Origin of the sequence: Acinetobacter sp. AOR12_HL (assembly GCF_027855275.1) — a bacterium.
Taxonomy (GTDB): Bacteria; Pseudomonadota; Gammaproteobacteria; order Pseudomonadales; family Moraxellaceae; genus Acinetobacter; species Acinetobacter baumannii.
Genome location: NZ_JAKTIJ010000001.1, coordinates 16,736 through 37,636 on the forward strand (window position 1 = coordinate 16,736; position 20,901 = coordinate 37,636).

Here is a 20,901-nt window from a genome sequence, read left to right on the forward strand (position 1 = left end):
CTTTTGTTATAGATAAGTCTTTTACAATAGATGAGTTTAGAAAATCATCTTAAAAAGTCCTTAAAAAAACATGTTATTATTCCAATTAAATACAACTCATATCAAAAATTCAGACTGAATGAAAAATACCAAAATTAACGCACGTCATCTTATTATCGACCTCTTTCTTTCTTCTGCTTATCCTCAGCTCAGTATCAAACAAATTTTGGTTGCAGCTAAACTTTTTAACTTAAGTGAAAATGGTATTCGAGTTGCGACAACACGCTTGTTAAATGAAGGTATGATCCAGAGCGTAGAACGCGGAATCTATCAACTTTCTCCATCTGCAAAAGATTGGGCGAAAGTTATTCTCAATCGTAAAAATGGAATTAAACAAACTAAAGAATGGCAGCAGCATTATCTTGCCGTGTTTACAGGAACCTTAGGCCGCATAGACCGAACAGCACTAAAAAAACGGGAACGTGCACTTCGTCAATTTGGTTTTAAAGAATTGGAAACTGGTATTTACATCCGCCCAGACAATTTAGCTTATAGCTTTGAAAAAACCTGTGATGAGCTTGTTTTAGCAGGGCTAGAGAAAGAAGCAAAAATTTGTATTATTCAGCATGTCGACTCAACAACACTTAAGCAAATTTTTTCTTTATGGGATACCAAACAACTCGAAAAAAATTATGAAATGTATAGCCGAGATATTACACACTGGCTTGAAAATTATGCTCACTCCCCTTTAAACGATGCAGCAGTCAAGGCACTTCTTTTAGGAAGGGAAACAATTGCCTTACTCATGAATGACCCATTATTACCAGAGCCATTTGTAAATGAATCTGCTCGTAATCAATTTGCTCAAGATGTACAGCAACTAGATGCAATTGGCCAAAAACTTTGGAAAAAAATATATGAACAGGAATTAAATTTATAGCCATCTGATTTATTTTTTTACAAACAAATATTTCACTTTTTAAATTTTTATGACTATATTTGTAATATAAAATATGGATACCAAACTCTAATTTGGGAGAATAAAAATGAATGCACAGGTGAGTGTTACCGATCTATTTAGCAGAGAAGAAATACAAGAGCTTACAGAACCTTCAGATACATATGGCGCTTGGGCCGTTGTTAGCACATGGGCTGTTATTGGAGGAACATTTGCCAGCTTAATTATGATGTGGGATTACTTACCGAGTTGGGGGAAATTATTAGCATGTATGCTTGCTCTAGCTGTTTTAGCTGGCCGTCAGTTATGCCTCGCAATTTTAATGCACGATGCATCCCATAAAAGTTTATTCAAAAATAAGAAAATAAATGATTTCGTTGGAGAGTGGCTATGTGCCCGCCCAATCTGGAACGACCTACAAAAATATCGTGTACACCATGTTCGTCATCACGCAAAAACATCTACACCAGATGACCCAGATCTTTCTTTAGTTGCAGGCTTTCCTGTCAGTAAACAATCTCTTACTCGTAAATTCTTACGCGACTTAACCGGTATAACAGGATTAAAGTTTAGCTTAGGCCGTGTGTTGATGGACCTTGATGTCATGAAATGGACTGTAGCCAATGATCAAATCTGGTTAGACCGCAGTGATAAAAATTTCGTTGAATATGCAAAGAGTATTGCAAAAAACAGTACAGGCGCTATTGCAACCAACCTAGTACTTTATGGTGTTTTAAAAGCTTGTGGTCAACAACGTTTTTATTGGTTATGGCCTTTGGCTTATTTGACACCATTTCCATTATTTTTAAGAATTCGTTCAATGGCAGAACATGCAGGTATGCAAACCAGCAATACTGCTTTAACTAACACTCGTACCACACGTGCAGGTTGGATTGCGAGAAGCTTTGTAGCTCCTATTCACGTCAATTACCATATGGAACATCATTTAATGGCGTCTGTTCCATATTTTAAATTACCGCGTATGCACAAAATATTAAGAGAACGTGGGCATGTGCCCACCCCACCGAGCTATTTTGAAGTAATTCATACACTTTCATCAAAACAAGAGTTAACAAATTAAGATAGGGTTAGAAGACCACTTTCAAATTTGTGGTCTTCTTGATTATTCACGTATCTCTAAATTTTTTAGTTTTAATTGAGTTTGATAATACTTCGGTGTTACACCCATCCAGCGTTTAAAAGCGCGGGTGAAATGGGGTGTATCGGCATAGCCTAATCTTAAAGCCACAGCTTCAATTGACATTGAACTATTTTGCAAAAGATCTTGTGCATATTGCTTTCGAGTTAAATCAACTAATGCTGAGAAACTTGTATTCTCTATTGCCAAATACCGCTGTAGGCTACGTTCTGATATATTCATCATTTGGGCAACTTGCTTAACTTTTAATATTTCCCCCTGACTATTGATCAATAATTTTTTTATTACTTGGCTAATTTCTGCTTTCCATCCACTTCGTAACTTCAATTTATCAATATCTTTTTTACACTGTGCTTTCAGTAAAGGTGCCAGCATAGGATCAGCCGTGAGTACAGGCTGCATTAAATATTCTTTTGGAAAAATCCAAATATTATGTTTTTGCTCAAATAAACAACTTACGCCTAATTTATCTTTTATTTTTGAAAAACCTAGTGGTTCGGGCATATTCAATTGCACTGTACCTAAAGAAGATAATCCTGTTAGATGTTTTGCGATGTAAACAAAACCTAACAACAAAAAAATAGTCGCATCTGAACTTAATTGAAAACTTTTTAAAGGTTGATGAATAGACCAATAAACATCGTCTTGCTCTTGCTTTAACTCAGGTTTAAAAGCATCACAACGCGAACCAATAAATTGTTCAAGTATTTTTAAAGCCTCCTCAAGATTTGCAGACACCATGGCCGCCATACCGACAGAACCATAACAAGAAGCTTTCATTTCCAATGCCAAATAACCTGCTAATGCTGGCTCATGAGTGAGTTGAATCGCATGCTCAAGTAAGTTATTTAAGATATTAAACTCAACATACCAATACGGTTTTTTTAATTGTTCCGGTGTTACTCCACTACCCTCTAAAAACTGCTCACAAGAGATACCTCTGCGCTTAACGATCTCAGCTAATAAATTAATATAAGTTCCGGGTAATTCTGGAGTCATGAGCGGCCCATTAGAAAGCGTAATTGTGGCGTTAAATGGTAAAAACTGTCAGTTCATGAACTATGCCATGCTTTTAAATTCAGGCATAGTCACTTAAGACAAACTGACTTAACTCTCCGACATTCCACTAAAAACTAATCTTATCTTTAAGAGTAAAGACACTATGAATATCCTGATTGTTCATGCTCATCCAGAACCTCTGTCTTTTACAACTTCCCTAAAAACGACAGCACAGCAAACCTTTAAAAAATTGGGCCATCAAGTAGAAATTTCCGATTTATATGCAATGCAGTTTAATCCTGTGGCCTCTAAGGAAGATTTTTTAGAACTCAATCAACCTGATTATTTTAACTATGCATTAGAACAGCGGAATGCCACAAAACAACAACTTTTGTCTCCTGATATTCAAGCAGAAATTGACAAAGTAAACCGTGCCGATCTAGTAATCTTGAACTTTCCGCTTTATTGGACTTCTGTTCCAGCAATTTTAAAAGGCTGGATTGATCGTGTATTTGTCTCTGGACTTTTTTATGGGGGTAAGCGGTTTTACAACCATGGTGGCATGGCAGGTAAAAAAGCAATGCTCTGTTTAACACTCGGTGGTAGAACACATATGTTTGGGGAAAATTCTATTCACGGACCAATTGAACATTATCTATCACCGATTCAACGCGGTACTTTGGCTTATACTGGCTTTGAAGTTCTTCCCCCATTCATTGCCTACCATGTACCTTACATTAGCCAAGAAGCACGTGAAACTATTCTTGAGGACTATGTCACGTATCTCACTCACCTTGACCAACTTGAACCTTTAAAATTTCCTAAACTTGAAGAATTTGATGAAAAGTTATATCCCCTCTAATGCTATGTTTTAAATCTAAAAGGCGCGATAACCGATTTATTTTCTATTTCGGTTATCCCTTAAATAAAGCAAGCTTAAATCCAGCAATTAATTCCTCAAAAAATTTGACCAAATAGTAAAGGAAATACTCTCAATTTTTATCAAGCAAATAACAATATAAAACCGAATCAATAATATACATGTGTAGAGAAACTAGACATATCCATTAAAAATGATGACCAATACTCATTTCATAATCAATCAATTCATATTTTTACAAAAAAATCTTTGACCATTTTTCTTGGATTTATGACAAAAATGTCATAAAAACAAGCAACTTTAATAATAGATAAAAAATATAAATATCAATTATTTAAATTAATTAAACAACAAAAATATTCCTTCATATTTCATTCATTATTGCCATTTTTTGTATAAAAAGTGAGTACTCTGCAGTTCATAGAACAGATTTACTCTTAGTGTAATTATGCTATTTTTGTTACATGGAGTTATCAATGCTTTGAAACTTGTAATTCAAAGCACTGAAGGCAACACAGTTTAAACGGTTTAACTCTGTTACTTTTAAAAAAATGTCTTGAAGTTCAAGGAAAGATTAAAAATGAAATTAAAACATCTGAGCACTGCAATGATTTTAGCAACGCTGCCTGCAACTGGGGTTTTTGCAGCAGCTTTAGATCGCTCTGGACAGTCAATGTCTGCGTTCTTCCAACCTGGCAATTACTTTGAAGCAGGTATTTCTGTTCTAGATCCTGATGTAGCTGGTAAAGAAGCTGGATCTAGTGCCACACGTCGTGATATTGGCGATATGGCGAATGACTACTACTTCCCAAGTGCTGCATTAAAATTACAAATTAATGACCAATTTTCTTTCGGTCTACTCTACGATCAACCATTTGGAGCAGATGCAGAATATTCAGGTAATAACGTATTCGTTTCGAATCCAGGCAGTGATACTATTTTAAGTCAAAAGGCATTAGGTGACTTAGCAACCAGCTCAATTCAGAAGTTAGTTCAAGCATCTGGATCAGCATTTACACCAGCTCTTATAGAGGTGACGAAGGTTACTGGCGGTGACCCTACAAAACCAACTCAAACAGAGATTTTAGGTGCATTACAACAAGTTGCTGCCGGAGGAAATACAACTGTAGGTGCAGGACTGACAGCACTACAAAAAACCCAAGCTGCTATTAACGCAGCAAATAATTATTTAGGTACTGGTGGAACTAAAGTTAAAGTTGATACACAAAACTTATCTTTTGTATTTGGTTATCAACCAACTAAAAACTTCAATTTCTACGCAGGTCCTGTATTACAAACAGTTAAAGGTAATGTAAGTTTACGAGGTCAAGCTTATAGTCTTTATAATGGTTATGATGCAAGTATTAAAGAAACTACAGGTGCTGGTTGGTTAGCAGGTGCTGCTTATCAGATTCCTGAAATCGCACTTAGAGCATCTGTAACTTATCGTTCTGAAATTGATCACAAAGTAAATATTGATGAAAATTTATCTATATTAAATTTCCCTGGTCTTACTTCAGTATTGGCTGGTTTAGACGTTCCAGCATCTAAACTTCAAGCAATTAATTCATCTGGTAAAACTACAATCACAACACCACAGTCTGTTAACCTTGATTTTCAGACAGGTATCATGGCGGATACAGTTGCATTTGCCAATGTACGCTGGGTGAATTGGAAAGATTTCTCAATTCAACCATATAAATTTGGCAAAGTCTCAGAAGCTGTAGGTGGTCTTGTTGGGCGTCCAAATGGCTTCAACCTAGTTGAATATTCTGATGACCAATGGTCTGTGAACGCTGGTGTAGGCCGTAAACTTAATGATAAATGGGCTGGTAATGTTTCTGTAGGTTGGGACTCTGGTGCAGGTAATCCTGTAACAACATTAGGGCCAACAGAAGGTTACTGGAACGTAGGTTTAGGTGTTCAATATAGCCCTACTCCACAAACTTTCATCGCTGGTGGCGTAAAATACTTCTGGTTGGGTGATGCCAAAGCTCAAACAGGCGCGCAAGCAGGTAGCGATGAATATGTTGCAGATTTCTCTGATAACAACGCTATCGCTTACGGTTTAAAACTTGGTTATAAATTCTAAGTTTCAAAAACTAATCTAAATAAAAAAGGCGCTATAAGCGCCTTTTTTATTGTCCATTTGTTCTTTCTTAAGCAGGAATATTGCGCTGTGAAACTGAACGGATTGCTTCTTTTAATGCATCATAACCATTGATTGCAGGAAACTGCGGAAACTCTGCAATAACATTTGCAGGCGCATCAAACAAGAAACCATGGTCGGCTTCACCAAGCATCGTTGTATCGTTATATGAATCACCTGCTGCAATCACACGGAAATTCAAACCATGTAGTGCTTTAACCGACTCACGTTTTTGGTCAGGTTGGCGAAGTTTATAAGCTGTAATCATACCATTTTCATCTGTCTCTAATTTATGACAGAAAATTGTTGGCCAGCCTAACTGTTTCATTAAAGGATGGGCAAACTCATAGAAAGTATCCGACAAAATGACCAATTGGAAATGATTGCTTACCCATTCAACAAACTCTTTTGCACCTGGTAGTGGCCCCATCTCGGCAATAACTTCTTGGATGTCTTTTAAGCCTAAACCGTGTTGTTTTAGAATATTCAGACGCTGAGTCATTAAAACATCATAATCCGGAATATCACGAGTTGTTGCTTCTAGTTCTTTAATCCCTGTTTTTTTTGCGAAATTGATCCAGATTTCAGGAACTAAAACTCCTTCAAGATCTAGGCATACGATTTCCATGAATGCTTCCAACGTTGGTTAAAAATTGCTGTATCATACCACTAAGATTTTCAGTTTTGCGTTGTTATTGATCAAATCAATTTTATTCATAAGGATCGAAATTAAAGTGCTAAGCAATTTATTCACTATCCTTTAGAATATTTTTCATAACTCAATGCGCCCAAGCCTTTTGCCAGGAACACCCATGACCGTTATTCCGACTATTGATATCGTTGATGCTCTCGCGGCTGAATATGCAGCTAAAAGTCCGCGCGAGATTCTAGAACTTGCATTAAGCCAACAAGGTGAGATTGCAATTTCGTTCTCTGGAGCAGAAGATGTAGTCTTAATTGATATGGCTTCACGTTTAGGTAAACCTTTCCGTGTTTTTAGTCTTGATACAGGCCGTCTACACCCTGAAACTTATCAATTTATTGAAACTGTTCGTAAGCACTACAATATTAATATCGAGATTTGTTTCCCTGATGCGGAAGCTGTGCAAAGCATGGTGAATGAAAAAGGCTTATTTAGTTTCTTTAAAGATGGACATCAAGAATGCTGTGGCATTCGAAAAGTTCAACCTTTACGTAAGAAACTAGCAACCTTAGATGGCTGGATTACAGGTCAGCGTAAAGATCAAAGCCCTGGTACACGTACTGAAATTCCAGTGGTACAAGCTGATGCAGGCTTCTCTGGTCCGGGTAAGCAACTCATTAAATATAATCCGCTTGCCAACTGGTCTAGCGCCGATGTGTGGAGTTATATCCGCATGATGGAAATTCCATATAACCCTCTACACGAGCGTGGTTTTGTTTCGATTGGTTGTGAGCCATGTACACGTCCAGTACTTCCAAATCAACATGAACGTGAAGGCCGTTGGTGGTGGGAAGAAGCAACACAAAAAGAATGTGGCTTACATGCAGGTAACTTGAAAAAATAGTTCGGTATAAAAAAACCACTGATGAATCAGTGGTTTTTTTTACAGTTATATCTCGTACACAAAGTCATATTTAATCTGTAATAAACGCTATATACTAAATTTACGGTTCTATAATTCTAATAAGAGCTCAGTTAAGGGCTTCTTAGAAAAAAGCATGAGGCACAACGAGTTATGCGTCCATTACACCCTATTGATTTTATTTTTCTATCACTAGAAAAAAGACAACAACCGATGCATGTTGGCGGATTGTTTTTATTTGAAATACCTGAAAATGCCCCTGAAACTTTCGTTCATGATTTAGTAGAAGAAATTCGCCAATCTAAAAGTATTCCTGTCCCACCCTTCAATAATCGTTTAAATGGTCTATTTTGGGATGAAGATGAAGAGTTCGATATCGACCACCATTTTCGCCATATTGCCTTGCCTCATCCTGGCCGGATTCGTGAATTACTAGTTTATATTTCCCAGCAGCACAGCTCTTTAATTGATCGTGCAAAACCACTTTGGACGTGTGACATTATTGAAGGGATCGAAGGCAATCGTTTCGCGATGTACTTTAAGATTCATCATGCCATGGTTGATGGTGTTGCAGGTATGCGCTTAATTGAGAAGTCATTGTCAAAAACACCACAAGAAAAACATGTGGTTCCACTTTGGTGTGTAGAAAGTAAAAGAACAAAACGCCTAAAAGTACCAAAACCAAGCACAAGTAAGATCAAAAGTATTTTAGGGGGTATAAAATCACAGCTTGAGGTGACCCCTAAAGTCATGCAGGAATTATCGCAAACCATTTTTAAAGAAATGGGTAAAAATCCTGATTATGTCTCCACCTTTCAGGCTCCGGTTTCAATTTTAAATCAACGTGTAAGTGCTTCACGTCGCTTTGCAGCTCAATCTTTTGAATTAAGCCGTCTTAGAAAAATTTCTAAAGCGCTTGGTGTAACGATCAATGACGTCGTACTTGCTGTGTGTTCTGGGGCATTACGTGAATATCTGATTAGTCACAACAGCCTGCCTAAAAAGCCTCTTATTGCCATGGTTCCTGCTTCCCTACGCACAGATGACTCTGACGTGAGCAATCGTATTACCATGATTTTGGCAAATTTAGGAACCCATAAAGACCAACCTCTAGAGCGGCTCGAGATCATTCGTCGTAGTATGCAAAATTCAAAGCAACGCTTTAGCCGCATGACCGCGAATGAGATTTTAAACTATAGCGCTGTTGTTTATGGTCCAGCTGGACTTAACATCATGTCTGGGATGCTTCCTAAGCGTCAGGCATTCAATTTAGTGATTTCCAATGTACCTGGCCCACGTGAGCCGCTTTATTGGAATGGGGCGAAATTAGATGCACTCTACCCTGCTTCTATTGTCATGGACGGGCAAGCGCTCAATATTACAATGACGAGCTATCTGGATAAGCTTGAAGTAGGTTTAACAGCATGTCGAAATGCTTTGCCTAAAATGCAAAACCTTTTAACGCATCTTGAAGATGAAATTCAACGGTTCGAAGAAATTATTGAAGAGAAACAGCTGAAACATCATTCAGCGAGTTAGGAAAAATTAAGGGGCTTTAAAATGGCCCCTTATTTTTTAATTGCGCGGCACTGGTTAAGCAACTGATGACATACTGAACGAATCATTGCAGTTGTGATTGGTACTTCTTTACCTTGGTCATTCAACATATAGCAGCTATTGACTGGCGTGCTTTCTAAAACATGTTTAAGACCGTTGCTAATTAAGTTTTCACTTACATTCATGGGTTATACCTCTTATTGTTTGCTAAGACGTTTAATAGGGAGAACGTCTAGGGCTACTGTATGTAAGTAGTATTTAAAATTCATGAATGAAAGTAAAATTTCAGTTGTAACAAGGATTAAGCGATATCTTGTTACAACTTTAACTTAAAATGATATCGTATTGCTCTTGCGTATATAAATTTTCGACCTGAAATTTAATAACTCTGTTGATAAAATGCTCTAAATCCGCCACTGCAGGTGCTTCTGCTGTTAATAATCGGTCAATCACGGATGGATGAGCAACGACAGTAAAGCCACTCGTAGACTCAAATGCACGGGTGTAGCGTAATATCTCTCGAAATATTTCGTAACACACTGTCTCTGCAGTTTTGACAAAACCACGTCCCTGACACGTTGGACACGATTCACATAACAAGTGTTCTAATGATTCACGTGTACGTTTACGTGTCATTTCTACCAGACCAAGTTCAGAAACCTGTGTGATTTTGGTCTTGGCATGATCACGTTCAAGCATTTTTTCAAATTGACGCATCACTTCTTCACGATGAATCGCTTCTTGCATGTCAATAAAATCAATAATGATAATGCCGCCTAGATTTCGTAGTCTAAGCTGACGCGCAATCACCTGAGTCGCTTCCATGTTGGTCTTAAAGACAGTGTCTTCAAGGCTACGGCCACCGACATAAGAGCCTGTATTGACATCTATTGTGGTCATCGCCTCAGTCTGGTCAATCATTAAATAACCACCAGACTTTAAAGCAACGCGTGTTTGCAGTGCTTTTTGGATATCTTCTTCAACGTTGTAAAGATCAAATAATGGACGCTCACCTGGGTAATGAATCAGGCGACTTTGCATATTCGGAACAAACTCATCTACAAACTCACGCAGTTTTCCATGAATCTCTCTCGAATCGACATAAATCTTTGCGGTTTCTTCACTTGCCAGATCACGGATAATTCGTTGCGGCAGGGGTAGTTCCTCAAAAATTAAGGAAGGTACTGCCACATCAACTTGCTTACGCTGAATATATTCCCATAACTTACTGAGGTAGCACATATCTTGTGCAATTTCGGCTTCATCTACCCCTTCAGCAGCAGTACGAACAATTACGCTACCGGGTAAATTATGCTCCGCCTGAATGCTCTCAATAATATTACGTAGCCGATCACGCTCTTCTTCAGACTCAATGCGCTGAGAAACACCAATATGGTTACCATATGGCATAAGAACTAAATAGCGAGAAGGAATTGAAAGATCTGTGCTCAGGCGAGCGCCTTTAGTACCGAGCATATCCTTCATCACCTGAACGGTAAGAATCTGCCCTGGATGAAGTAGTTCAAACACATTTGGAGTTGGCTGTGAACGTGGCCAAACCATATCATTAATATGCAAAAAGGCCGTTCTGGATAAACCGATATCAACAAAGGCCGCTTGCATACCCGGAAGCACACGTACAACTTTACCTTTGTAGATATTGCCTACAAGTCCACGTTTAACTGTACGTTCAACATACAGCTCATTAACAGTTCCATTTTCGATTAATGCCACCCGACACTCCATAGGTGTGACATTAATAAGTAGTTCTTCTGACATACATAAACTCAAAGCATTATAAAATTTTTATTAAAGAGTCAGAGGGACTGTTAATGTAGCTTTGTCCATTGTTCATCGACAATGCAATTCAATCAAGAATTATCAACAACCCCTTATGTCTTCACTCTTTTGAATAACTGTGAAAATTCGTACAAAGGAAGCCCTACCACATTACTATAACTTCCTTGAATTTTGGGAATATATTGTGAAGCAATTCCTTGAATTGCATATGCACCGGCCTTCCCTACAGGTTCTCCTGTGGCCCAGTAATCTTCCATATCTTGCGTAGTTAAAGATGCAAACTCAACTTGGGTCTGCACCACCTCACTTAAGATTTGTTGCTGTGTTGCAATACAAATTCCGGAAAATACATCATGCCAACGACCAGATAATTGTTTCCAGATGTCAAAAGCATGCTGCTTTGAGTCAGGTTTACCAATAATCTGACCATCCAGACCAAGGCTCGTATCTGCTGCAATAATCACTGAATCTGGAAAAATGTTTAATACAGCCTGGGCTTTTTCTCTCGCTAAACGCTCTACATATTGATGTACCAGCTCACCTTCATGAACAGATTCATCAATATCAGGGCTATAGATTTCAAAATTTAAGCCCAGTTGTTGCAACAACTCTCTCCGACGCGGAGAACTAGAAGCTAAAACTAAATGCGCCATTTTGCTAAACAATAATAGACAACAGGCCAGGTTAAGATACTTGTCATCAATGGTTGCCAATGTCGAGCAATCGAAAAATGAATGCCCCCCATCGTTTGAGTCACCCACATAAATGCTAAGTGAGCAATAATCACCAATGTAGCAATTGTCCATAAATTACCAAAAGTCAAAATACGGCGTTCGCGTATTAAAAATCGGGTAATAAACGTGACAATAACAAAACTCAGTGCATTTAATCCTAAAGGTGCATCAAGCAATAGATCTGTAAAAATCCCCATACCAAATGCGAACCACACCCCACACCATGTTGGCTGGCAAACAACCCAAAACAACATGATCATAAGCATGAACAATGGTCGCCAGCCCGAGATGTCGTAAGATAATGGATAGATCATGAGGACAGACCCTACGATTATAGAGAGAATAATTCCCCATAATGGATCTTTACGCTTCTCACGTTTCAACTTAGCGATCGGCATATGGTTGCTCCTTCGCTAATGAGTCAGAGAAAAGTACAACAACATGATGACCAGTTGCTAATTGTGCTGCTGGTGTAACATCAATTTCAGCAAACTCACCTGAATTATGGCGACGGATTTTAGCCACCGTCCCCACGGCATAACCTGCTGGAAAATGCTCACCTAAGCCTGAACTTAATACTTTATCGCCGACCTGAATATTTGCACTCGTTGGCACATATTCCATTTTCAAACGGCCTAAATCACCAGTACCCGAGACAATTGCACGCATACCTGTACGCTCTAAACGAACAGATAGAGAATGCTCTTTGTCAGAAAGCAGCATCACACGTGAACTATGAGGATATACATTGATAATTTGCCCCATAATCCCTTTATCATCCAGAACCGTTTGACCAACTTTAAGATGATCCATTGCACCACGGTTGATAATGATAATGTGACGAAGCGGATCGGCATCTGTCCCAATCACTTCCGCAATTTCCATACGACCATCAATAATTAATGGTGTATCGAGTAAACCACGTAAGCGGGTATTTTCAGCAGATAATTCAGACAACTTCTGCAAGCGGACCTGAGCCTGTAATAGCTCAGCCTGCATTGCAGTGTTTTCACGGCGCAGTTGTGTTTCAGATTTAGTTTGTTGATTCAGCCATTCTCTCGACAGTACCGGATAACTTGCAAGTGCATAAATTGGATTATATGCAGCGTACAAGACATCCCTTGCTGGCTGAATTACATAAGGCATGCGCCAATCAAAGAACAGCACCACCAAGCATGTAATGACCGCAATAATGAACGAGCGGAAAGATGGCGGCTGTCTTGAAAAAATATTCGGTTGCACCGCCTAATCCTTAAACTTAACCGACGAAAAGCATGTCATGGTTCGGGTTGTCGAAGAATTCCAATACTTTACCACCACCACGGGTTACACAAGTAAGAGGGTCTTCAGCAACAACAACTGGTAAACCGGTTTCTTGAGCTAATAATTTATCAAGGTTACGAAGTAACGCTCCACCACCTGTCAACACAATACCGCGCTCAGCAATATCAGAAGAAAGTTCAGGAGGAGTTTGTTCAAGTGCAGATTTCACCGCGCTTACAATACTTTGTAACGGGTCAGAAATTGCTTGAGTAATTTCGTCAGAAGTTACGGTAATTGCACGAGGTACACCTTCTGCAAGGTTACGGCCACGTACTTCAATTTCTAATGTCGTACCATCAGAAACAGCCATACCAACTTCTTTTTTAATAATTTCAGCTGTGGTTTCACCAATTACGCAACCGTGAGCTTTACGAACATAATTGATAATTTGCTCATCAAATACATCGCCACCAATACGTAAAGAATCAGCATAGACACAACCTTGCAATGAAATAATTGCAATTTCAGTTGTACCACCACCAACATCCACAACCATAGAACCACATGCTTGTTCAACTGGCATGCCAGCACCAATTGCAGCAGCCATTGGCTCTTCAATTAGGCGTACATCACGAGCACCCGCATTAAATACGGCTTCGCGAATTGCACGGCGCTCGACCAAAGTTGATTTACATGGTACACATACAACTACACGAGGTGCAGGTGGGAACAAACGTTTTTCGTGAACTTTACCAATAAACTGATTCAACATGGTTTCAGTCACTTCAAAATCTGCAATTACACCGTCTTTCATTGGACGAATTGCAGAAATATTCGCAGGTGTACGGCCTAGCATTTGCTTAGCATCTAGCCCTACAGCAGCAACAATTTTTTGTGAACCACTGTGACGAATTGCCACAACTGTTGGTTCATTTAATATAATGCCGCGGCCTGGTGCATAAATAAGTGTATTTGCTGTACCTAAATCAATGGCTAGATCCGGCGAAAACAAGCCAATTAGTCGTTTTAGAATCACGGTTCGTTCTCAGTTAAACTTTCATGTGGATGCAAGGTGGCAACTTTAAACTAAATGTGATGATTTGAACAAGTCAATCGCTTATTATAACGCACGATATTTTGAAAATTTTTAATACTGATTAGGTGATGTTATGTCTACATCGGATGCACAGCATTCAGCAGATTTAAATGCACAAACAGTTTCAGCAATCGCCAATCTTGCTCGATTGTCGCTCAATGATACGCAATCTGCTGAATATGCTCAAAGTCTAAATAAAATTTTAGGCATGATGGAAACCTTAAAAGGCATTGATACGGAAGGCGTAGAACCTTTAAAGAGTCCTTTTGACAATCCTCAACCTTTACGTGCTGATGTGGTAACTGAAAGCAATCATCGGGACGAATACCAAGCAGTTGCACCTGCAACTCAAGATGGTTTGTATCTTGTTCCTCGCGTGATTGAATAACTTTTAATCAATTAACCCATCCTCCCTATTTTGAATGTAAAGAAATTTTACTCATGACTGATTTACATCGCTTATCAATTCGCGAACTTGCTGAAGGCTTAAGCCAAGCGAAGTTTTCATCTCGCGAATTGACTGAACATTATTTAAAACGTATTGCTAAAATCGACCCGCAAGTTAAGAGCTATGTGACGGTTACTCCAGAACAGGCACTTCGCGAAGCCGATGCTGCCGATGCCGCATTAAAAGCTGGCAATGCAACTGCTTTAACGGGTATTCCTCTTGCCCACAAAGACATCTTTTGTACCAAAGGTATTAAAACCACTGCTGGTTCAAAAATGCTCGATAACTTCATTTCACCTTACGATGCAACCGTTGTTGAAAAAACTAAAGCAGCTGGTCTGGTTACTTTAGGTAAAGTGAACATGGATGAGTTTGCGATGGGCTCAACTTCTGAGAGTTCATATGTAGGTGCAACGAGTAACCCTTGGGCACTTGACCATGTTCCTGGCGGTTCATCTGGTGGTTCTGCTGCGGCTGTAGCGGCTGATTTAGCACCATTTGCTACAGGTACCGATACAGGTGGCTCAATTCGTCAACCTGCTTCTTTCTGTGGTTTAACAGGCTTAAAACCAACTTATGGTCGTGTATCTCGTTTCGGGATCATTGCTTATGCATCATCATTAGACCAAGCAGGTCCAATGGCACGCTCTGCTGAAGACTGTGCTTACCTGATGAATGTAATTGCAGGTCACGATGCTAAAGACTCAACTTCGGTTAAAAAAGAAGTCGATGATTACGTTGCAAACCTAAATAACACATCTGTAAAAGGCTTACGCATTGGTATTCCTAAACAATACTTTAACGTTGCAGGTTTAGATGCGGACGTAAAAGCACGTGTTGAAGAGTCTTTGAAAAAGCTTGAAGAAATGGGCGCAACGCTTGTTGAAATCGACCTCAACATGACTGAAGCATATGTACCAACGTATTATCTCATCGCGCCAGCGGAAGCATCTTCTAACTTGTCACGTTATGACGGTGTTCGCTACGGTTACCGCTGTGAAAACCCAGCTGACTTGATGGATCTTTACAAACGTTCGCGTTCAGAAGGCTTCGGTCCAGAAGTTCAACGCCGTATTTTAATTGGTACATACGCACTTTCTGCGGGTTATTACGATGCTTACTATGTAAAAGCACAAAAAGTACGTCGTTTAATTCAACAAGACTTCTTAAAAGCTTTTGAAAATGTAGATGTAATTGCAGCACCTGCTGCACCAACAACTGCCTACAAAATCGGTGCATCTTTAGACCCTGTTGAAATGTACTTAGGCGATATCTATACCATCGCAGTGAACTTAGCGGGCTTGCCAGCGATTAATGCTCCTGTTGGTTTTGATAAAGACAACTTACCAGTAGGTTTACAGTTAATCGGTAATTACTGGTCAGAATCACAATTGTTGTCGATTGTTCACCAATACCAACAAAACACTGACTGGCACACCAAACGTGCGGCAATTGCTGAGGAGAATGCATAATGGCTGAAGCTCAAAAGTTGAAATTGATTGACGGTTGGGAAGTCGTTATTGGTATTGAGATTCATACTCAGCTTGCAACCAATTCTAAAATTTTCTCAGGTTCATCAACTGAATTTGGTCAAGACCCAAATACACAAGCGAGCCTTGTAGACTTGGCGATGCCGGGTGTATTGCCGGTTTTAAATGAAAAAGTGGTTGAACTCGCAATTCGTTTTGGTTTAGGGATTGATGCTTACATCGACCAAGCTTCAGTATTTGCACGTAAAAACTACTTCTATCCTGACTCTCCAAAAGGCTATCAAATTAGCCAAATGGATAACCCGATTGTGGGCTTGGGCCATATCGATATTCAGCTTGAAGATGGTACGACTAAACGCATTGGCGTAACTCGTGCTCACCTTGAAGAAGATGCGGGTAAGTCTGTGCACGACCAATTTGAAGGTATGTCTGGCATTGACTTAAACCGTGCTGGTACGCCTTTGCTTGAAATCGTTTCTGAACCGGACATGCGTTCGGTTGAAGAAGCTGTTGCCTACATCAAAGCAATTCACACACTAGTACGTTGGTTAGGTATTTCTGACGGTAACATGGCTGAAGGTTCATTCCGTGCGGACTGTAACGTGTCTTTACGTCGTCCGGGACAGCCATTCGGTACACGCTGTGAACTTAAAAACCTCAACTCATTCCGTTTCATTGAGCAAGCGATCAATGTAGAAATTGAACGCCAAATGGAAATTTTGGAATGGGGCGGCGAAATTGACCAAGAAACTCGTTTGTTCGATCCAAATAAAATGGAAACACGTTCTATGCGTTCTAAAGAAGAAGCGAATGACTACCGCTACTTCCCTGATCCAGACTTGTTACCAGTAATTATTCCAGATGAGCAAATTGAGGCCATCAAAGCAACTATGCCTGAGTTGCCAGCAGCACGCCGTGCACGCTTTATTGCAGACTTTGGCGTAACTGAATACGACGCACACGTACTTACGCTCTCACGCGAAATGGCGGACTTCTATGAAGCTGTTGTTGCTGCGGCTGGTGGTGCGAAGCAAGGTAAAATTGCTGCAAACTGGGTAATGGGTGAATTCTCTGGTGCTTTAAACAAAGCGGGCCTAGAGTTAACAGACTCACCTGTTTCTGCTGAACAGCTTGGTGGCATGATTGCGCGTATTATTGACAACACCATTAGCGGTAAAATTGCTAAACAAGTCTTTGGCTTTATGTGGGAATCGGAAGGTAAATCTGCCGATGACATTATTGCGGAAAAAGGCTTAAAGCAAGAAACTGACACGGGTGCAATTGAAGCAATCATTAAAGAAGTACTTGCAGCCAATGAAAAAATGGTTGAAGAGTACAAGTCTGGTAAAGAAAAAGCCTTTAACGGTCTTGTTGGTCAAGTCATGAAAGCTTCTAAGGGTAAAGCTAACCCTGCACAAGTAAATGAATTAATGAAAAAATTGATTGGTTAATTTCATTAACTAACTCAACAAAAAAGCCTCGATTTATCGGGGCTTTTTTATATGACCTACAAGATACACTTCGACTAAAGAATATTCTTTTTTCTAAAAAATCACATAACGGCTGTGCTAATTTAAATTAAAAATTGAAATCACTTATATTTTAAAAAGAGGGATAAATCATGTCTAAAAAGATTTTAATGTTGGTCGGTGACTATGCAGAAGACTATGAAACTATGGTTCCTTTCCAGTTCTTAACTGGTTTGGGTTATACCGTGCATGCTGTTTGCCCAAATAAAAAAAACGGCGATCATATTGCGACGGCTATTCATGATTTTGAAGGTGAGCAAACTTATAGCGAAAAACGTGGCCACAACTTCGCGATTAACTATGATTTCGATGCCGTTAATACCGAAGACTATGTAGGTTTAGTCATCCCAGGTGGTCGTGCGCCAGAGTATTTACGCATGAATGAACGTGTTGTCGAAATTGTACGTGAATTCGATAGAGTGAAAAAACCAATTGCAGCCGTATGCCACGGTGCTCAGTTACTCGCTGCAGCAGACATTTTAAAAGACCGCCTCTGCTCGGCTTATCCAGCATGTGCAGCCGAAGTAAAATTAGCAGGTGGGCAATATGCAGACATTGCTGTAACTGATGCCGTTACCGATGGACATTTAGTAACGGCTCCGGCTTGGCCTGCACATCCAGCTTGGTTAGCACAATTTGTGAAAGTTTTAGGCGCTAAGATTAGTATCTAAAAAGATTCTTCACCCCAAATACAATAAAGCCTGAATTTAGATAGCAGGCTTTATTACTAAAATAGAAAACTAGATTTTTATCTTGTAATTCCTAATTTATTCCAAATTTCTGGTGTTAAAAACGTTGTCACCAATTTATTTAAATCGATATAGCGTAATGTGCCCTGCAACTGCTGTTTAACGGCTGGGTCCTTAACAATATCTTCACCCGCACTTTGGCCTAACTGCTGGAAAGCCTCCCCAACTGCCTTCACACCTTCAGCCTGAATTACAGCTTTGGTCTGAGCAGAACATTGCTCTACAATTATCCGCTGTAAAACCTGAGCCAGTTTTTGATCTAACTGATCTTTTTGCTCAGGCGTTACATTACTAAATGCTTTTAAATCAGGATGAGCTGCTAAAGCTGTAAATGTCCATTGGAGCACTGTGGTTTTATCCGAAGCTGTCGTTGCTTTAACTAAACAATCACTGAGCTGATCAACTGTTGGACCAGCCATCGCAATTTGTGTTACACCCAGTACAGTCGCCGCCACACATATTGAACGGCTCAGATGTGAAAACTTACGGCGAGCAATAGCATAAAGATGACGTGACATAGGTCTAGCTCCAATAAACAATCTGTTCTTTTTATCACAGAGTCACTAAAGTTACCTGTTATGACTCTGTAACCACAAAGTAGTCATTTCACCACAGACTCTATTCGATCAAGCTCCCACACTCCACCTGCTGCCAAGCCTTTACACATACCCGTCCACATATCCTTAGTATGCACAAAACTCTTGCCGTCCCATACCCATTCTTCACTTGCCCAGCAATCTCCAATGCCTCGTCCCTTTTGAGCACTACTAATAATACCGCTATCAAAATCTGAGGCGGACTCAGTTACAAACGCGGCCTTACCGTTTAAAGACTCATCGAGTACCCATGCCCCATACCCTTCGTTATAAGCCCCTCTCCAACACAATGTAGTCGCCAGAACTTTCTTATTGGTTAGTTTATATAGCTCAATTTTCTGTGGTTCGGTTCCATCACTGTTACCACCATAAATACCTTCACAAAAGCCGTCTTCTTTCGGATTCGGTTTAGCAGCCATCAAACTACGGTGTATTGCTTGGTACTGTTTATTTTTAGGCTGTAAAGTTAAATAAGGTTTGGTTGAAGTCTTAATACGCTTCACAACTAGTTTTGGTTCAGGCATAAGCACTTGATTTTCATTGGCACTGCCCTTTTTAACCAAAGCACCAATAGTCCCTATACGCTTCTGAAAATCATCCATCTTTAATAATACGGCAGTCATCCCAGCATCGGAAACTTTCCATTTATGCTGCGCATTTTTAAATACAATTTCAGTCTTCTGTTTGGACTGCTGTAGTAGAGCATTGACTTGCGAGCTGTTTAGCTTACCCATAATTGGCAGCTCAGTACCATCTACACCCACCATACCTAAATCTTTGCCATTTATATAAAAATGGATATTTTTAAGCTGGTTTGCAGGTATGCTTTGTTCATAGTCAGACAAAGCAAACTCAATCTGCACAGGTTGTTTTGGGCCTGCTTTACGTGTTAATAAAATTGAAGCTGGATTATCACCATTTTCTTCGTTTTGATACCCTGCTGCCTTACAGGTGCCCGTATTACTGCAAGAGATTTCCCACTCTTGGTGAGAAAATGAAATACCTTTTATATCTTGAGCAAAACTATAAGAACTTATTACTGCCAAACAACAAATTGAAAGCATATTTTTCATTTTTTCATGTCTCTACACGTCTGTTTTATTATGAAGTTAACAACAGTGTTAAATTTTGAGTTACCGCCTAGTTTAAAAGAATATGTTAGATTTATATAAGATTTAAATTGATTACTTTCTAAAAATGAAAAAACTAAATTTTTTATTATGGGCAACATTAGTCAGCCTAAATTCAACTGCTTATGCAGAAGTAAAAAGCTTTACTCCTCATTTCCCCAAATTTTATAACTCTGCTGCAACCCGCAAAGCAGACAATCAATTCTATGCTCTTGGAGAGGCAAAATTTTTAAACGGCGTTGTAGTCCCTTTTTATGGCGTTACGGCACAAAACCCAATAGAAGATGGTTTACTTAAAAATTTTGAAAAATGTACGCTTAAAAGCTGTAGTTTTAATTTTAAACTTGATGCTCAACATGCCAAGCAATTAAAGCTTCTTGCATTACCTGAAGTAGGTGTAGTACTTGTTCCACGTAACTGGCAAGATATTCAAGCAAATGCAGGCGCAAATGGAACTGGTTTTGCTCTAATCATGAGTCCAGATCAAAAGCAAGCGATAAAGCTTTATGACTCTTCATTTTGCGTTGGATGTGGATTACCCAATGCAACGCTTTATTTTCCTGAACTATTAAAAGAAAGTCTTGAAAATGAATATGGTGGTTTTAAAGACCCTAAAAACCTTATCAATATTGTTCATCCCTCTAAAAAAGTCGCTTTTTTTAGCTACCAAATTCCTCAAGTGAACAATAAAACCCATGGTATTGCCAAGTATGATGATGAAGACACTTTTAACTATAAAGAGATTCAAGTCACCTTAGATAAGTCGCAGCAGTTTCTAGTTGGCCCTATCCTTAATTTTTATAACGCAACCCATTAAATC

21 protein-coding genes are annotated in these 20,901 nt (G+C 39.3%); 11 read left to right on the forward strand and 10 right to left on the reverse strand.

Annotated features, from left to right (window positions below; translation table 11 throughout):
• Nucleotides 1-118 precede the first annotated feature (118 nt).
• Nucleotides 119-919, forward strand: a complete 801-nt coding sequence (locus tag MKL36_RS00085) for a PaaX family transcriptional regulator C-terminal domain-containing protein (RefSeq protein ID WP_000799167.1) — start codon at nucleotides 119-121, stop codon at nucleotides 917-919.
• Between the two features lie 106 nt (nucleotides 920-1,025).
• Nucleotides 1,026-2,018, forward strand: a complete 993-nt coding sequence (locus MKL36_RS00090; protein WP_021511312.1) for a fatty acid desaturase family protein — start codon at nucleotides 1,026-1,028, stop codon at nucleotides 2,016-2,018.
• Nucleotides 2,019-2,060: 42 nt separating this feature from the next.
• Here the strand turns inward: MKL36_RS00090 and MKL36_RS00095 are convergent, their stop codons facing one another.
• Nucleotides 2,061-3,095 carry an AraC family transcriptional regulator gene (locus MKL36_RS00095; RefSeq protein ID WP_021511311.1) on the reverse strand — a complete coding sequence of 345 codons (1,035 nt, stop codon included), beginning with the start codon at nucleotides 3,093-3,095 and terminating at the stop codon, nucleotides 2,061-2,063.
• A 163-nt stretch (nucleotides 3,096-3,258) separates the two neighbouring features.
• Here MKL36_RS00095 and MKL36_RS00100 point away from each other — a divergent pair, with 163 nt between their 5' ends.
• Together MKL36_RS00100 and MKL36_RS00105 are read left to right on the forward strand one after the other, a co-directional pair.
• Nucleotides 3,259-3,957: an NAD(P)H-dependent oxidoreductase gene (locus MKL36_RS00100; protein ID WP_002157317.1), complete on the forward strand. Its 699-nt coding sequence runs from the start codon at nucleotides 3,259-3,261 to the stop codon at nucleotides 3,955-3,957.
• 598 nt (nucleotides 3,958-4,555) lie between these two features.
• Nucleotides 4,556-6,067, forward strand: a complete 1,512-nt coding sequence (locus MKL36_RS00105; protein ID WP_009519746.1) for an OmpP1/FadL family transporter — start codon at nucleotides 4,556-4,558, stop codon at nucleotides 6,065-6,067.
• Nucleotides 6,068-6,134: 67 nt separating this feature from the next.
• On the opposite strand, the gene thrH is transcribed toward MKL36_RS00105, so the two are convergent.
• Nucleotides 6,135-6,752, reverse strand: coding sequence for a bifunctional phosphoserine phosphatase/homoserine phosphotransferase ThrH (gene thrH / locus MKL36_RS00110; RefSeq protein WP_000406996.1), 618 nt, complete (start codon nucleotides 6,750-6,752; stop codon nucleotides 6,135-6,137).
• 184 nt (nucleotides 6,753-6,936) lie between these two features.
• Between thrH and MKL36_RS00115 the strand changes: the two genes are divergently transcribed.
• Both MKL36_RS00115 and MKL36_RS00120 read left to right on the forward strand, forming a co-directional pair.
• Nucleotides 6,937-7,671 carry a phosphoadenylyl-sulfate reductase gene (locus MKL36_RS00115; RefSeq protein WP_000216076.1) on the forward strand — a complete coding sequence of 245 codons (735 nt, stop codon included), beginning with the start codon at nucleotides 6,937-6,939 and terminating at the stop codon, nucleotides 7,669-7,671.
• A gap of 171 nt (nucleotides 7,672-7,842) precedes the next feature.
• On the forward strand, nucleotides 7,843-9,228 hold the full coding sequence (locus MKL36_RS00120) for a WS/DGAT/MGAT family O-acyltransferase (protein WP_001247585.1): 1,386 nt from the start codon (nucleotides 7,843-7,845) through the stop codon (nucleotides 9,226-9,228).
• Nucleotides 9,229-9,257: 29 nt separating this feature from the next.
• Here the strand turns inward: MKL36_RS00120 and MKL36_RS00125 are convergent, their stop codons facing one another.
• The 6 genes from MKL36_RS00125 to MKL36_RS00150 all read right to left on the reverse strand — a co-directional run bounded on the left by MKL36_RS00125 (nucleotide 9,258) and on the right by MKL36_RS00150 (nucleotide 14,079).
• The gene (locus MKL36_RS00125) at nucleotides 9,258-9,431 is read right to left on the reverse strand and encodes a PA1571 family protein (protein ID WP_001103036.1); all 174 of its coding nucleotides are present in this window, start codon (nucleotides 9,429-9,431) and stop codon (nucleotides 9,258-9,260) included.
• Between the two features lie 139 nt (nucleotides 9,432-9,570).
• Nucleotides 9,571-11,025: a ribonuclease G gene (gene rng, locus MKL36_RS00130; protein ID WP_001288187.1), complete on the reverse strand. Its 1,455-nt coding sequence runs from the start codon at nucleotides 11,023-11,025 to the stop codon at nucleotides 9,571-9,573.
• 113 nt (nucleotides 11,026-11,138) lie between these two features.
• Complete coding sequence (locus tag MKL36_RS00135) at nucleotides 11,139-11,699, reverse strand: Maf-like protein (RefSeq protein ID WP_000940844.1); 561 nt, start codon at nucleotides 11,697-11,699, stop codon at nucleotides 11,139-11,141.
• Nucleotides 11,687-12,178: a rod shape-determining protein MreD gene (gene mreD / locus MKL36_RS00140; RefSeq protein WP_001121008.1), complete on the reverse strand. Its 492-nt coding sequence runs from the start codon at nucleotides 12,176-12,178 to the stop codon at nucleotides 11,687-11,689. Before mreD ends, MKL36_RS00135 begins: the two co-directional genes overlap by 13 nt.
• Nucleotides 12,165-13,022: a rod shape-determining protein MreC gene (gene mreC / locus MKL36_RS00145; RefSeq protein WP_001182997.1), complete on the reverse strand. Its 858-nt coding sequence runs from the start codon at nucleotides 13,020-13,022 to the stop codon at nucleotides 12,165-12,167. The genes mreD and mreC overlap by 14 nt, the downstream gene beginning before the upstream one ends.
• A 16-nt stretch (nucleotides 13,023-13,038) precedes the next feature.
• Nucleotides 13,039-14,079 (reverse strand): rod shape-determining protein, encoded by a 1,041-nt coding sequence (locus MKL36_RS00150; protein WP_000601379.1) that lies wholly within the window; start codon nucleotides 14,077-14,079, stop codon nucleotides 13,039-13,041.
• A gap of 133 nt (nucleotides 14,080-14,212) precedes the next feature.
• Between MKL36_RS00150 and gatC the strand changes: the two genes are divergently transcribed.
• From gatC to MKL36_RS00170, 4 genes are all read left to right on the forward strand, one after another.
• Nucleotides 14,213-14,527 (forward strand): Asp-tRNA(Asn)/Glu-tRNA(Gln) amidotransferase subunit GatC, encoded by a 315-nt coding sequence (gatC, locus tag MKL36_RS00155; protein ID WP_000107699.1) that lies wholly within the window; start codon nucleotides 14,213-14,215, stop codon nucleotides 14,525-14,527.
• Nucleotides 14,528-14,580: 53 nt separating this feature from the next.
• Nucleotides 14,581-16,059, forward strand: coding sequence for an Asp-tRNA(Asn)/Glu-tRNA(Gln) amidotransferase subunit GatA (gene gatA / locus MKL36_RS00160; protein ID WP_000130660.1), 1,479 nt, complete (start codon nucleotides 14,581-14,583; stop codon nucleotides 16,057-16,059).
• The gene (gatB, locus tag MKL36_RS00165) at nucleotides 16,059-17,528 is read left to right on the forward strand and encodes an Asp-tRNA(Asn)/Glu-tRNA(Gln) amidotransferase subunit GatB (protein ID WP_000796648.1); all 1,470 of its coding nucleotides are present in this window, start codon (nucleotides 16,059-16,061) and stop codon (nucleotides 17,526-17,528) included. Before gatA ends, gatB begins: the two co-directional genes overlap by 1 nt.
• 170 nt (nucleotides 17,529-17,698) lie before the next feature.
• A complete protein-coding gene (locus tag MKL36_RS00170; RefSeq protein ID WP_000037732.1) occupies nucleotides 17,699-18,277 on the forward strand; it encodes a DJ-1/PfpI family protein in 579 nt (192 codons plus the stop codon).
• A gap of 77 nt (nucleotides 18,278-18,354) precedes the next feature.
• Here the strand turns inward: MKL36_RS00170 and MKL36_RS00175 are convergent, their stop codons facing one another.
• The gene (locus MKL36_RS00175; protein WP_009519718.1) at nucleotides 18,355-18,873 is read right to left on the reverse strand and encodes a hypothetical protein; all 519 of its coding nucleotides are present in this window, start codon (nucleotides 18,871-18,873) and stop codon (nucleotides 18,355-18,357) included.
• Nucleotides 18,874-18,956: 83 nt separating this feature from the next.
• Nucleotides 18,957-20,024, reverse strand: coding sequence for a DUF1176 domain-containing protein (locus MKL36_RS00180; protein ID WP_021511310.1), 1,068 nt, complete (start codon nucleotides 20,022-20,024; stop codon nucleotides 18,957-18,959).
• Nucleotides 20,025-20,148: 124 nt separating this feature from the next.
• Between MKL36_RS00180 and MKL36_RS00185 the strand changes: the two genes are divergently transcribed.
• Complete coding sequence (locus MKL36_RS00185) at nucleotides 20,149-20,898, forward strand: DUF4850 domain-containing protein (RefSeq protein ID WP_000735826.1); 750 nt, start codon at nucleotides 20,149-20,151, stop codon at nucleotides 20,896-20,898.
• Nucleotides 20,899-20,901 lie beyond the last annotated feature (3 nt).